11 protein-coding genes are annotated in these 13628 nt (G+C 66.9%); 9 read left to right on the top strand and 2 right to left on the bottom strand.

Annotation, left to right across the window (positions count from 1 at the left end; genetic code table 11):
* Positions 1-61 precede the first annotated feature (61 nt).
* Complete coding sequence (gene nrdD, locus QPC17_RS09190) at positions 62-2212, top strand: anaerobic ribonucleoside-triphosphate reductase (RefSeq protein WP_068538894.1); 2151 nt, start codon at positions 62-64, stop codon at positions 2210-2212.
* On the top strand, positions 2209-2832 hold the full coding sequence (gene nrdG / locus QPC17_RS09195; RefSeq protein WP_068538893.1) for an anaerobic ribonucleoside-triphosphate reductase activating protein: 624 nt from the start codon (positions 2209-2211) through the stop codon (positions 2830-2832). The genes nrdD and nrdG overlap by 4 nt, the downstream gene beginning before the upstream one ends.
* Before the next feature lie 229 nt (positions 2833-3061).
* Here nrdG and QPC17_RS09200 read toward each other — a convergent pair whose 3' ends face one another.
* Both QPC17_RS09200 and QPC17_RS09205 read right to left on the bottom strand, forming a co-directional pair.
* A complete protein-coding gene (locus QPC17_RS09200; RefSeq protein WP_285347271.1) occupies positions 3062-4984 on the bottom strand; it encodes an acyltransferase family protein in 1923 nt (640 codons plus the stop codon).
* Between the two features lie 252 nt (positions 4985-5236).
* Positions 5237-6028 (bottom strand): IclR family transcriptional regulator, encoded by a 792-nt coding sequence (locus QPC17_RS09205; RefSeq protein WP_285347272.1) that lies wholly within the window; start codon positions 6026-6028, stop codon positions 5237-5239.
* Between the two features lie 193 nt (positions 6029-6221).
* Between QPC17_RS09205 and QPC17_RS09210 the strand changes: the two genes are divergently transcribed.
* The 7 genes from QPC17_RS09210 to QPC17_RS09240 all read left to right on the top strand — a co-directional run bounded on the left by QPC17_RS09210 (position 6222) and on the right by QPC17_RS09240 (position 13479).
* Complete coding sequence (locus tag QPC17_RS09210; protein ID WP_070447687.1) at positions 6222-7823, top strand: mannitol dehydrogenase family protein; 1602 nt, start codon at positions 6222-6224, stop codon at positions 7821-7823.
* Positions 7820-8914 (top strand): mannonate dehydratase, encoded by a 1095-nt coding sequence (locus QPC17_RS09215; RefSeq protein ID WP_062612763.1) that lies wholly within the window; start codon positions 7820-7822, stop codon positions 8912-8914. Before QPC17_RS09210 ends, QPC17_RS09215 begins: the two co-directional genes overlap by 4 nt.
* Positions 8914-9558 carry a bifunctional 4-hydroxy-2-oxoglutarate aldolase/2-dehydro-3-deoxy-phosphogluconate aldolase gene (locus tag QPC17_RS09220; RefSeq protein WP_068538890.1) on the top strand — a complete coding sequence of 215 codons (645 nt, stop codon included), beginning with the start codon at positions 8914-8916 and terminating at the stop codon, positions 9556-9558. The genes QPC17_RS09215 and QPC17_RS09220 overlap by 1 nt, the downstream gene beginning before the upstream one ends.
* Complete coding sequence (locus QPC17_RS09225; RefSeq protein WP_062612759.1) at positions 9555-10652, top strand: sugar kinase; 1098 nt, start codon at positions 9555-9557, stop codon at positions 10650-10652. Before QPC17_RS09220 ends, QPC17_RS09225 begins: the two co-directional genes overlap by 4 nt.
* Positions 10653-10934: 282 nt before the next feature.
* Positions 10935-11960, top strand: coding sequence for an endonuclease/exonuclease/phosphatase family protein (locus QPC17_RS09230; protein WP_062612757.1), 1026 nt, complete (start codon positions 10935-10937; stop codon positions 11958-11960).
* Positions 11961-12043: 83 nt separating this feature from the next.
* Positions 12044-12343: a hypothetical protein gene (locus tag QPC17_RS09235; RefSeq protein ID WP_143602064.1), complete on the top strand. Its 300-nt coding sequence runs from the start codon at positions 12044-12046 to the stop codon at positions 12341-12343.
* Positions 12344-12516: 173 nt separating this feature from the next.
* Positions 12517-13479: an ADP-ribosylglycohydrolase family protein gene (locus QPC17_RS09240; protein WP_160326859.1), complete on the top strand. Its 963-nt coding sequence runs from the start codon at positions 12517-12519 to the stop codon at positions 13477-13479.
* The last annotated feature ends 149 nt before the right edge of the window (positions 13480-13628 follow it).

Below are 13628 nucleotides of genomic sequence, written 5' to 3' on the forward strand. Positions count from 1 at the left end.
AACAGCAAGAACACCGCACGCATTGGCCTTGGCTGGGCGCGCTCAAAGAGGGGAAGAGATCATGTCACTCATCAACGTCACCACCGTCAGCGTCCTTAAGCGGGACGGTCGCTCGGTCCGCTTCGATGCGTCGAAGATCTACCGGGCCATTGAGGCGGCGATGAATGACCGTGGGCTCGAGGATCACGCCTTCTGCTCGCAGGCCACGAACGCGGTGGTCGCCTCCCTGCCCGCCGAGAACCTTGACATCCCCACAATCCAGTCCGCGGTGGAGGACTACCTCATGGCTTCGCGCTACCCGGAGGTGGCCCGCGCTTACATCGAGTACCGTCACGACCGGGACGTGGAGCGCAACCAGACGATGGACATCCAGCACTCGGTGGGCAAGCTGCTAAGCCGGGACAAGTCGGTGGTGAACGAGAACGCGAACAAGGACGCCACGGTCTTCAACACCCAGCGTGACCTCACGGCCGGCTCGGTGGCGAAGGCCTACGCGCTGAAGCACATGCTCCCCAAGCCGGTGGCCAACGCTCACATCAAGGGCGACATCCACTTCCACGACCTCGATTACAACCCCTTCCAGCCGATGACCAACTGCTGCCTCATCGACATCCCGGGCATGTTGACGAACGGCTTCCAGATCGGCAACGCGCGCGTGGAATCCCCGAAGTCGATCAACACGGCAACCGCCCAGATCGCCCAGATCATCGCGAACGTGGCCTCCTCCCAGTACGGCGGCACGTCGGTGGACCGCATCGACGAGGTCCTCGCCCCCTATGCCCAGCTCAACTACAACAAGCACATGCGCGACGCCGTGGAGTGGGTTGCGCCCGAGCGCCGCGAAGACTACGCCCTGGCGAAGACAAAGAAGGACATCTACGACGCGATGCAGTCGTTGGAGTATGAAATCAACACCCTCTACACGTCCAACGGCCAGACCCCATTCGTCACCCTCGGCTTCGGCCTGGGCACGGGCCTGTTTGAGCGCGAGATCCAGAAGGCGATCCTCCAGGTCCGCATCGGCGGGATCGGCAAGGACCGCCACACGGCGATCTTCCCCAAGCTGGTCATGGGCTTGCGCCGCGGCGTCAACCTCGACCCGCAGGACGCGAACTACGACATCAAGCAGCTAGCCCTCGAGTGCTCCACGAAGCGCATGTACCCGGATGTGCTCTCCTATGACCGCCTGGTCCAGATCGAGGGCGACTACAAGGCCCCCATGGGTTGCCGCTCCTTCCTGCCCAAGTGGGTGGACCCCGCCACCGGCGAGGCCATCAACGCGGGCCGGAACAACCTCGGCGTCGTGACCCTCAACATCCCGCGCATCGCGATCGAGGCGCGCGGCAGCAAGGACGCGTTCTGGGAGATCTTCGAGGAGCGCATGCAGATCGTCAAGGACGCCCTGCTTTACCGCATCAAGCGCTGCGAGGACGCCACTCCGGCGAACGCCCCGATCCTCTACCGTTACGGCGCGTTCGGCCTGCGCGCGGAGGAAAGCGAGACGGGCGTGGAGAAGTTTTTCCGCGGCCACCGCGCAACGGTGTCGATGGGGTACATCGGCCTGTACGAGGCGGCCACCCTCTTCTACGGTCCGAACTGGGAGGACAACCCGGAGGCAAAGGGCTTCACGCTGGAGATCCTGCGGGCGATGAACCGTTACGCGGAGGCGTGGCGCGAGCGCTACCCGTACTGGTTCTCGGTGTACTCGACGCCGTCGGAGTCGCTCACGGACCGATTCTGCCGCCTGGACCGGGAGAAGTTCGGCGTGATCGCGGACGTCACGGACAAGGAGTACTACACGAACTCCTTCCACTACGACGTGCGCAAGAAGGTCACCCCGTTCGAGAAAATCGACTTCGAGGCCGAGTATGCGCCGCTCACCAAGGGTGGCTTCATCCACTACTGCGAGTACCCGAAGCTGACGCACAACACGAAGGCGCTGGAGGCCGTGTGGGATTACGCCTACGACCGCGTGGCCTACCTCGGCACGAACACTCCGATCGACCGCTGCTACGAGTGCGGTTTCGAGGGCGAGTTTGACCCGACGCCGGAGGGCTTCGCCTGCCCCGAGTGCGGTAACGACGACCCGGACACCTGCGACGTCGTCAAGCGCACCTGTGGCTACCTCGGCAACCCGGTCAAGCGCCCGATGGTCCACGGCCGCCACGTGGAGATTTCCTCGCGCGTCAAGCACATGGACGCCCGCGAGTGATTAACGCCGATGGCGTCAGCGTCCCCGCCCCCTGCGAGTGGGACGGGCGGGCGCTGTTCGCCGGGAATGTCGCGGACTACAAGCCGTTCAATTTTGTGGACGGGGAGGGGGTGCGCTGCTCGTTGTACGTGTCGGGGTGCCCGTTCCGGTGCCCGAATTGTTACAACAAGGCGGCGCAGTCCTTCCGCTATGGCCGACCCTACACGACTGAGCTTGAGGAGCGGATCCTCGCAAATGTCGCCCAGCCGTACGTGGCCGGGCTGTCCCTGCTGGGCGGGGAGCCGATGCTGGCCACCCCGATCCTGTTGCCGTTGTTGCGCCGCTTCCGCGAACGCTTCGGCGCGGGTGAGGCCGCCACGCGCGACGTGTGGGTGTGGACCGGCTACACCTACGAACAGCTCCTGGCCGACACCCCCGACAAGCGCGAGCTGCTCGACCTCGTGGACGTGCTCGTGGACGGGCCGTTCATCCAGCGTCTCTACCACCACGACCTCGCCTTCCGCGGCTCCGCCAACCAGCGCATCATCGACCTGCGGGCCTCCCGTGTTCATGCCGACCTGCAGTGCTCGGGTGTGCAGTACGCCGCCGAGCCGGTGCTCTGGCGCGGGGGCGAGTACTAGCCGCCGAGCCGCGGGCACAAATGCCGCCAGCCCGGGCGCCGATAATCCGTGCCGGCAGCCTAATTTCAGTCCGGCACCCGGAGGCGCCGGGGTCATTCCCTCCTGATACCCGGTGGCGCCGCCATAAGTCGTGAATCTGGTGCCCACCGAGTGTCTATAGGAATCGGTAGCCGGTATTTTCACGACTTCTGTCGGACGGGCCCTGAGAACCGCGTGTGCTGCCCAGAAATCAGAACGAGTCGACCGCCCGCTTGACCTCGGTCGCGTACTCGGCCCCGCCTTCACCGCCGGGGTGGATCCCGTCGGAGGCGAGGTGTTCGGGGTGGGCGGCGGCGATCGCGGCCCAGTCGGCAACCCGCACGCGGTCCGGGTATTCGGCGGCGATCTGCGAGATCGTGGCGTTCGATTGCGGCACCCATTCAGCGTGCGGGGCGGCGGCGGTCACCCACACGACGTGGCGGTCGGGCCCGAGGTAGTCCATGATGTCACGCGCGGTCTCCACCGAGATCGCGCCGTTGGTACCCAGTGAGATGACCACGGTCCCACGCAGCTTGCCCTGCGCGGCGTATCCCTCGGCGATGCCCTTGAACACCCGGATCGACCGGGAGACCTCCCCGTCCACAACGGCGTCCGGGAACGTCTCGAGCAGAGCGGGTGCGGCGGCGAGGGTGACGGAGTCGCCGATGATGGTGATGTCGGCGCCGGTGTTGGGCGTGGGGGCGGCGGTCGGTTCCGGTTCGGGTGTCGCTTTGGCGCTGGGCTCGGGCGCAGCGGTGCCAGCGGCCCCGCCCGGCTCAGCCGCTCCAGCCCCGCCAGCGCCTCCGGCTTCACCAGCGCCGTCACCCGGTTTGGCGGAGTGCGAGGCGAGGGCGTGCTTCCCGGCGGCGACTGCGGCCTGGGCCTCGGTCATGTCGGGGGAGGTGACGAGCGCGACCGTGAACGTGGCCGCGAGCGCGAGCGCGCCGGTGGTGAGCCACGCGGTTGTGACGGTGGGGAGCTTGCCCATGGAGCGCACCCAGGCCACTAGCCCCATGGTGCGGATCGGCGTCTCCACGTAGGTATAGGACAGGTGCGCGGCGGCCACCGACACGGCGAGCACCAGGGCTGCCGCGAGCGGCCGCGGCATGTGGAGGTGGTAGACGGCGAGCACCCACAGGGGCCAGTGCCACAGGTAGATGCCGTATGAGCGCTGCCCGATCCACACCATGACCCGCGACTCGAGCAACCCGGCGAGGGCCTCGGAGGGTGTGCCGACGACGTCGGGCAGGATCCCCCGCACGGCCACCCCGGCCAGTGCGGACGCGAGCAGCATGCCCCAGGGGTAGAACCAGGAGGCGTCGGGGACGTTGAACGTGAGCACGGTCAGGCCCGCGAGCGCCACCCAGCTGCCCACGCCCCACAGGGGGGAGGCGGTGCGCGGCCGGCCGGTCATGATGCCGGGCAGGGCGAATGCGATGCCGGCGCCGATCATGAGGCCGAAGATGTGGGATTCGGTGCCGACGTAGGCGCGGGTGACGTCGCCGCCGGCGAGCCACGCGTGCAGCGTCAGTGACATGACGCCGATGCCCGCAATCACTCCGATCTGCGCACGACGGGCGTCCCGTTCGGCCGCGCCCGCGCCCCCGTGCCCCGCGACCCACCGCCGCGCGCCAAGCAAGAGCGCCATGACTACCACGGGCCACACGAGGTAGAACTGCTGCTCCACCGCGAGCGACCACATGTTGTTCAGCAGTAGCGGCGACTGCGCCTCGAAGTAGTTGGACCCGTTGGCCACCTGGAACCAGTTGTAGGTGCCGGTGAGCGCGCCGAAGGCTTGCCAGCGAGCCTGGGTGACGGCGTCGGCGGAGATGAGTCGGCCGAGCGCGAGCGTGACCACCACCATGACTACCACCGCGGGCAGGAGTCGCCGGTAGCGCCGGTGGAGGAAGCTGGGCAGGTCGATGACGCCGGTGGCGTCGTGTTCTTTGAGCAGGAGCGCGGTGATGAGGAACCCGGAGATGACGAAGAAGACGTCCACCCCGATGAACCCGGCCCCGCCCACGGACGGCAGCAGGTGGTAGACGAGCACAAACAGTGCTCCGATGGCGCGCAGGCCGTCCAGGCCCCGGATACGATACGGCCTCGAAAACGAGTTCGCGGTGTTCCCTGGCATGCTCCCCATATTAGGTGCGCGCCCGCTCGCCGATGTCCACCGCGGGCCCTACGTGTGTCGTGAGTTTTCGCTTGTTGTAGCGGGTTTTCTGACGCCGCCGTGGCGTAGCTCGCTGCTGTAAGTTACGTCGCGTGTGGGGTGCCGACGATGCCGGCCCGACCGGTTGCACTAGTTCCAGCAGCACCGGCACAGTCCGAGCCGCACGAGCCCCAGCCGCGCTACCCGGCAGGCCGCGCGACCGGCGTCGTGAACCTATCCGCGCTCGATGGGGCGCGTGTGGAGGTGGAGGTTCGAGGGGAGGTGGTCGCTTTCTTCGCGGATGCCGGCGGCGAGTTCGGCGCGATAGTCGGGGGTCATGCGTTCGGCGGGGGCGGAGATGGAGATGGCGAAGTTTTTGCGCGGGCCGAGGAGCGGGACGCCCACGCAGGCGATGCCGACTTCGTTTTCTTCGATTTCTTCGGTCCACCCGTCGTGGTCGAGGCGGGTGAAGTTGGCGAGGACGGCGTCGTGGAGGGTGCGCTGGTCGGCCTTGGTGCGCGAGGTGATGTCGGGGGTTTCGAAGTACCAGGGGAGGCGATTGTCGCGGTCGGGGAAGGAGCCGATGAGGGCTCGGCCGAGCGAGGTGGTGACGGCGGTGGCGTGGCGGCCGACCGCGGAGACGACTCGGATGGGGCGGTCGGGTTCGACCTTGTCGAGGTAAACGATGTCGGTTTCCACAAGTTGGCCGAGGTGGACGAGTTCGTTGAAGCGCCGCCCGATGTTCTCAAGGTAGGGTCGTAGTTCGTCCACGGCGCGGCGGGTGGAGGTGCGGTAGGCGGCGATGGGGGCGATGCCGTCGCCGAGCCGGTAGAAGCCGGTTTCGGGGTCTCGTTCCACCCAGTCGCGGTCGCGTAGCGTGGCAAGCGTGTTGTAGACGGTGGCTTTGTTGAGGCCGAGGTCGGAGGCGATGGTGCCAAGTGCGGTGCCGTCGGGGTCGCGGGTGGCGAGGTATTCCACGAGCGAGAGGGCGCGGCTGACGCTTGCCAGTGGTTTGGGTGTGCTCATGCGGCTAATTCTAGCGCGGCCCGTTCCACCATATGAAATACGCGGGGAATCTTGCGTTCGGTTGCGCGGAGAATGTTGTGCTCGACACACTATGATGAAACTAGTGACTGTGTCACAGGGACAGGGTACTGTTTAAGTGTATGAAACGAGCGTTTCACATAAATAAATGACTAGGGTCAACGGAGAGCCAAGCATGAAACTGAATCTCGCAGGACTAAGCGACCGCGCCCCCTTCGAAGTGGCCGGCGTGCAGCTACCGCCCTTCGACGTCGCCGCCATGCAGGCGGACGGGCGGGCCAACCCGCGCTGGATCCACCTGGGTCCCGGCAACATCTTCCGCGTCTTCCCGGCGCGCATCGCCCACGACCTCCTGGCCGCCGGCGATCGCTGGCCCATCACCGCCGTCGTGCCGATGGACCCCGCGGAGCTCGACATCCAACTCGGCAAACACGACCTCATGACCCTCTCCACCATCCTCAACCCGGACGGCTCGCGCGACTACCGCGTGATCGCCGGCATCGCCGAGGGCCTGGCCTGGCAGCGCCCGGAGGACTTCGAGCGCCTCACCCAGATCGTCACCAACCCCGAGCTCACCCTCATCACGATGACCATCACCGAAAAGGGCTACGGCATCCACGACTCGGCCGGCAACCTTTCCGAGCAGGCGCTCGCGGCGATCGCCGCCGGCCCGCACGGCTTCCATGCAAACACGATGGCGAACCTGGCCGGGTTGCTCGTGCGCCGCTTCGAGGCCGGCGCCGGCCCGATCAACGTCATCTCTTTCGACAACTTCTCCCACAATGGCGACAAGCTGCGCGACTCGGTCATGACCATCATGCGCGGCTGGCACGAGGCGGGCCAGCTCTCTAACGAGGCGCTCGCCTGGGCCGACGACGCCGCCCGCGTGGCCTTCCCCATCACCGTGATCGACAAGATCACCCCGCGCCCCAACACCTCCGTGGCTGAGGAGCTTGCGGGCCTCGGCTTTGAGGACATGGGCATCGAGATGCTCGGGCGCACCCCGCTGGCCGGCTTCGTCAACGCCGAGCCTACCGAATATCTCATTATTGAGGACGTGCTCGTGGGCGAGGTGCCGGATTTCGCCGCTCATGGCGTTCACCTCACCTCCCGCCAGGTGTGCGACGACTTCGAAAACATGAAGGTCACCACCTGCCTCAACCCCCTCCACACCGCGCTCGCCACCGCCGGCGTGCTGCTCGGCTTCCCCACGATCGACTCCGAGATGCGCGACGCCGACCTGCGGGCTCTGGTCGAGCGGCTCGGCTGGAAGGAGGGCCTGCCCGTCGTCGTCGACCCCGGAATCGTGAACCCAGAGGACTTCCTGCGCGAAGTGCTCGAGGTGCGTTTCCCCAACCGCTTCCTGCCCGACGACCCGGCCCGCATTGCGATGGACACCTCGCAGAAGGTGGGCATCCGCTTCGGGGAGACCATCAAGAAATACCTCGCGCAGGGCCGTGACCTGGGCGAACTCGTGGCGATCCCGCTGGTGATCGCTAACTGGATGCGCTACCTGCTCGCTGTCGACGACGATGGCGCGCCGTTCGACCCGTCCCCGGACCCGCTGCTGGCTGAGCTGCAGGCCCACCTGGACGGTGTCGAGCTCGGAGGGGACGTGGACGCCCACGCGGCCCTTCAGCCCATCCTGTCCAACCCCGCCATTTTCGGCACCAACCTTTATGACACGCCGCTCGCCTTGCGCGTGGAAGAACTGTTCACCAAACTCGTGGCCGGCCCGGGCGCCGTCCGCACCACCCTGAAGGAGACCCTCGCATGAAGATGACGTTCCGTTGGTACGGCGAAGGATTCGACCCGATCCCGCTCCAGTACATCAAGCAGATCCCCGGAATGACCGGCACCATGGGTGTCCTGTCGCAGTACGCTGCGGGGGAGGTGTGGACCCGTGAGGAGATCGCGAAGATGATGGACCAGGTCCGCGCCGCCGGCCTCGAGTGCGAGGTGATCGAGTCGGTCAACGTCCACGAGGACATCAAGCTCGGCCTTGACACGCGCGATGAGTACATCGCCAACTACTGCACCACCCTGGAGAACCTGGCCGAGTTCGGCGTGAAGGTGGTCATCTACAACTTCATGCCCGTGTTCGACTGGCTGCGCACCGAGCTCGCCCACGTCAACGAGGACGGCTCGACCTGCCTGTACTACGACCACGCCGACATCGAGGGCATGACCCCGCAGGATATCGTCCAGCGCACGGCCGAGGAGTCCGGTGGGCTCACCCTGCCCGGCTGGGAGCCCGAGCGCCTGTCCCGCCTGGACGAGGTCATGGCCCTCTACCAGGATATGACGGTGGACAAACTGCGCGAGAACTGGAAGTACTTCCTCGACGGCATCATCCCCACGTGTGAGAAGGTCGGCATCCGCATGGCCTGCCACCCCGACGACCCGGCATGGGACCTGTTCGGCATCCCGCGCGCATACAAGAACCGCGACGACATCGACGCGATCTGCGGGCTGAATGACTCGGACGCGAACGCCCTGTGCCTGTGCTCGGGCTCGCTCGGCTCCAACCCGGCCAACGACGTCCCCGCGATCTTCCGCGAGTTCGGCAAGCGCGGCCGGATCGCCGCTGCCCACGTCCGCAACGTCAAGTACCTGGGCGAGAAGAAGTTTCAGGAGGCCGCGCACTGGGCCGCCGACGGCGACCTCGACATGCACGCCATTGTCGAGGCCCTCTACGACTACGCGCCCGACATTCACGTGCGCCCCGATCACGGTCGCATGATCTGGGGCGAGACGGGCCGCCCGGGCTACCCGCTCTACGACCGCGCCCTCGGCGCCCAGTACCTCCTCGGCCTGTGGGACGCGATCGACGCCCAGCGCAAGGCCGCCGCCGGAAAGGATGCCTAATGGTACAGATCCCTGACGCACTGCCCTTCCTTAAGGCCAACCCGATCGTGCCCGTCGTCGTGATCGACGACGCCGCCGACGCCGTCGACGCCGGCCGCGCCCTCGTGGCGGGTGGCATCCACTGCGCCGAGGTGACGTTCCGGACACAGGCCGGGCCGGACGCGATCAAGGCAATGAGCGCCGTTGAGGGCATGACCGTGGGCGCGGGCACCGTGCTCAACCGCGAGCAGGCCGAGCGCGCCGCGGACATGGGCGCGAAGTTCTTCGTCTCGCCCGGGTTCAGCAGGGGCGTGGCCGAGGTGGCCGCTGAGCGCGACATCCCCTACCTGCCCGGCGTGCAGACCGCCACCGAGGTGATGATGGCGCTCGAGGTGGGCGCCACCGCCGTTAAGTTCTTCCCCGGCGGGGAGGCCGGCGGGCTGAAGATGGTCAAGGCGCTGCGCGGACCGTTTCCGAACACGGCGTTCGTGCCGTCGGGCGGCGTGAACCTTGCAAACCTCAGCGAGTGGCTGGCCGACCCCGCCATCGCCTCCGTCTCTGGATCATGGATGATCAAGCGAGACCTCATCACAAACAAGGAATTCGACACAATTACTAAGCTCTCGCAGGAGGCCTCCTCGCGAGTCAAGGAGTTGCGATCATGATTAAGCTGCGTCCCGTAGAAGAGTGTGCCTACGACATCGTCTCGCTCGGCGAGGTGATGCTCCGCCTGGACCCGGGCGAGGGCCGCATTCGTACCACCCGCTTGTTCGCGGCCTCAGAAGGCGGCGGCGAGTACAACGTGGCCCGCGGCCTGCGCCGCTGCTTCGGCAAGCGTGGGGCCATCGTCACCGCGCTCGTGCGCGATGAGGTGGGCCGCCTGCTCGAGGACTGCATCCTCACCGGCGGGCTTGACACCCAGTTCATCAAGTGGGTTCCCTCCGACGGCATCGGCCGGACCGTGCGTAACGGGCTGAACTTCACCGAGCGCGGGTATGGCGTGCGCGGCGCGGTCGGCACCTCGGATCGTGGGAATACGGCCGTGTCGCAGATGCAGCCGGGCGACGTGGACTGGGATCACCTGTTCGGCGAGCTCGGCGTGCGCTGGCTCCACACCGGTGGCATCTTCGCCGCGCTGTCCGAGTCCACAGCCGAGGTGGCCAAGGCCGCGATGAAGGCCGCGAAGAAGTACGGCACCATCGTCTCCTACGACCTCAACTACCGCCCCTCCCTGTGGAATGCCTTCGGTGGGCTCGACAAGGCGCGCGAGGTCAACCGCGAGCTGGCCAAGTACGTGGACGTGATGATCGGCAACGAGGAGGACTTCACCGCCTCCCTCGGCTTCGAGATCGAAGGCGCGAACGAGAACCTCGACAACCTTGAGGTGGAGTCCTTCCGCAAGATGATCGAGAAGGCGTCGGCCGCCTACCCGAACTTCCAGGCGATCGGCACCACGATGCGCGAAGTCAAGACAGCCACGATTAACAACTGGTCCGCCGTGGCATGGAGCCGTGAGGACGGGTTCGTCAAGGCCACCCAGCGTGACAACCTCGAGATCCTCGACCGCGTGGGTGGCGGCGACTCCTTCGCCTCCGGCCTCATCTACGGGATCATGGAGAAAGGCAACGTGCGCGAGGCCGTCGAATATGGTGCGGCCCACGGTGCGCTTGCCATGACCACCCCGGGTGACACCACGATGGCGTCGCTCGAAGAGGTGGAGCGCCTGGTGGCGGGCGGTAGCGCTCGCGTGCAGCGCTAAACGCCACGTTGGCGGAGGGCCCGGGGGCCGGCATGGTGTGCCGGCCCCCGGGCCCTCTTGCGCGTCGGCGTGGCAGCGCCCGGCTGCCGGTTCCCCCGGGCCCTGGTTTCGCCGCGTGCCGGAGTCGGACGCGGATCGGCACGGCATCGTGCGAGCGGCGTCTAATCTGATGCGCTAGGGCCGGGCCTGATGGGCTGGGCGCGCTCGACCCCACGCCTGGCCGCTTCGCAGAATTGTCGGAGGCGGCCACTAGGATGAAGGCTCGGAGACGAGGGGAGCCTAATGAAGTACGTGTGGGGATTCCTGGCGGCCGTTTTTGTGGCAGTGGGCGCGCTGACGTTGCGGCCGGACCTGCTGCCGGGTGCCGAAAATTGGGTGCTTGACACGCCGATGGCGCAGGTCATGGCTTTGCGGGTGTGGCTGGCAATTGTGTTCTTCGGTGTGGCGATCTTCCTCTTTAGTTTTGCGGGCATCCGGCGCAGGCTAGTGGACTCGGGGCGGATTGCGCTGGCCACGGCCGTAGCGTACCTGGTGATGGCGATCTTCCATGGGGGCACGGTGTATGCGCGGGGGATTGAGTCGCCGGAGCAGTTGAAACCGGACCGCGGGGTCACGGTGGCAGGCGCGGGTAATGGCGAGGTCACGGTGTTGTCGTTCAATACGCTCGGCGGGTCGGTGGATATGGAGGATCTGGCCGCGTCGGTGGTGAGGAACGGCGTGGATGTGCTCGTGTTGACGGAGACGGCCACGGCACGCGGCGAGGAGCTCGTGGGGCTACTGGCCGAGCGTGGGCTGGACTTCCATCAGTTCGACACGGGCACTGACCGCTACGCCACGGAGTTTGAGTCCACGGTGGTGCTTATTTCCGACTCGCTCGGGGAGTACGCGCAGGTGGAGCCGGAGGGGTTGCCGGGTTCGACAGTCATGGTGGTGCCGGCAAACGGGCAGGGGCCCAAGATTATCGGCGTGCACCCGTTTGCTCCCGTCCTCGCGCATATGGGCCGCTGGAAGTCCGATATTTCCGCGATTTACAGCCAGTGTGCTAGCGGGCCGGTGATCATGGCTGGTGACTTCAATTCGACCGTGGATCATCAGATGACGCTCGGGGCGGACTGCGCCGACGCCCGCATCGAGGCAGGCGCCGGCGGTCTTGGCACGTGGCCGTCCAACCTGCCCGCGCTACTGACCACGCCGATTGATCGCGTGGTCACCGACGGCAGCTACCGCGGGGTGGAGGCCGTAGGCGTGCCCGCCGGCGGCAGCGATCATCGCGGGATCATCGTGCGGTTGGCGCCGGCTGGGGACTAGGCGCGGATTCAGCGCACCGCATATCGGGCGGCCGGGGAGGGTCGGCGTCGTTATGCTGGAGAAAAACTAACGAAGGGGGAACCATGGGTTTCTTGAGGACTGTGACCGTGGGCGCGATCGCGTACGTGCTGGGCGCGCGGGCGGGCCGTGAGCGCTACGAGCAAATTAAGACTGGGACGAAGCGCGTGTGGGATTCGAACGTGGTGCGTGATGGTCGCTCGAAGGTCCGCCACCAGGCGGCCGACACGTTCCAGCAGGCGCAGAACCTCGCCTCGGAGAAGCTGCACGAGGCCACCGACGCGGTGAAGGAGAAGGTCCGCCAGGACGATCCGCGCGTCGAGGACGAGATCACGGTGGAGGCCGTTAAGGTCGACCCCCAGTAGCCGGCGACGGCGGCCAGGCGTTGAGCCCCGGCAGGCAGAGCCCGGCCGCCAGACTTCGCGCACGAGCCGACTAGGCGCCGCGGCCTAGGCCGGTCAAAACGTGAGCCAGCCCACCCACGTCGTGATGATCGGGGTAAGCTGGGGGAAACCGACGGAGGTGCCCCATGGACTATGTGCTCACTGATTTGATGGTCGACCGCGGGCGCGGGGCGCTCCTGGCCTCCGCGTGCGGAGACGCGCTCGGCGTGCCGTACGAATTCACGCGCGGAACGGATGACCCGCAGATGCTCGGCGGCGGGCTCGGCCCGTACGAACCGGCCGAATGGAGCGACGACACGCAGATGGCGATCTGCATCGCGTCCGTGGCGGACTCCGGGCTCAGCCTCACGTCGGACCGGGCTCACGACGAGATTGGCCAGAACTTCATCAACTGGATGCACGATGGCGCCACTGACATCGGCATCCAAACCCGCGCGGTGTTGCTTAATGCGTCGCGGTTGACGGGCGACGTGTCTGACCGGCTGCGGCAGGCCGCGCGCGAGTACTCGGCGAACACTGAGCGGGCGGCGGGCAACGCAGCGCTCGGTAGGATCGCGCCGATTGGGATCGCATTCCTGTGGGACCGCGACGCCACCGCGCGGGCGGCTCGCAGCATCGCATCCCTCACGCACGACGACCGCGAGGTCGAGGAGGCGTGCGTGCTGTGGGCTGAGGCGATGCGCGTGGCCGTGATCGACGGGGTGCTTGACGTGCGGGCGGGCATGGACCTGCTACTCGCCGAGTCGCGCCCGAAGTGGGAGGACTGGATTACCGACGCCGAATCGGGGCTGGTCAACCCGCGGACGAATAGCTCGGCGGTGTCGGCGTTGCAGTGCGCGTGGTTCGCCGTGAAGGCCACCCAGGACTACTTCGGGGAGGCCGCGATGTACGACGGGCTGCGCCGGGCGGTCAAGCTGGGCGGGGATACGGACACGGTGGCGGCTATTGTGGGTGCGCTGCTTGGCGCCCGATGGGGCGAAAGCGCGATCCCAGCGGCCTGGAAGGAATCGGTGCACGGCTGGCCCGGCATGAGCAGCGGCCAGCTCGCCGACATGGGCGAACGGATCGTGCGCAACTCCCAGCCGCGGGGTTTCTAGCCGGGCGGCTGGGCGGCTCGGGCGGGCGCTCCCGGGCGGGCGTGCCCCGCCAGGCTGAACCGCACCCGCGCCCTTCGCGGGACGATTTCAGCCGTATCTACGCATATACGAAGATACGGCTCATTTCGTCCCGTCAAGGGACGGCCTGC

This window comes from Trueperella bernardiae, from assembly GCF_030246965.1.
In the GTDB taxonomy this organism is placed as follows: domain Bacteria; phylum Actinomycetota; class Actinomycetes; order Actinomycetales; family Actinomycetaceae; genus Trueperella; species Trueperella bernardiae.

Coding starts and splice junctions, on each gene's coding strand:
- nrdD (WP_068538894.1), top strand. CDS start 62: ATGTCACTCATCAACGTCACCACCGTCAGCGTCCTTAAGCGGGACGGT.
- QPC17_RS09200 (WP_285347271.1), bottom strand. CDS start 4,984: ATGCCAGGGAACACCGCGAACTCGTTTTCGAGGCCGTATCGTATCCGG.
- QPC17_RS09205 (WP_285347272.1), bottom strand. CDS start 6,028: ATGAGCACACCCAAACCACTGGCAAGCGTCAGCCGCGCCCTCTCGCTC.
- QPC17_RS09210 (WP_070447687.1), top strand. CDS start 6,222: ATGAAACTGAATCTCGCAGGACTAAGCGACCGCGCCCCCTTCGAAGTG.
- QPC17_RS09215 (WP_062612763.1), top strand. CDS start 7,820: ATGAAGATGACGTTCCGTTGGTACGGCGAAGGATTCGACCCGATCCCG.
- QPC17_RS09220 (WP_068538890.1), top strand. CDS start 8,914: ATGGTACAGATCCCTGACGCACTGCCCTTCCTTAAGGCCAACCCGATC.
- QPC17_RS09225 (WP_062612759.1), top strand. CDS start 9,555: ATGATTAAGCTGCGTCCCGTAGAAGAGTGTGCCTACGACATCGTCTCG.
- QPC17_RS09230 (WP_062612757.1), top strand. CDS start 10,935: ATGAAGTACGTGTGGGGATTCCTGGCGGCCGTTTTTGTGGCAGTGGGC.
- QPC17_RS09235 (WP_143602064.1), top strand. CDS start 12,044: ATGGGTTTCTTGAGGACTGTGACCGTGGGCGCGATCGCGTACGTGCTG.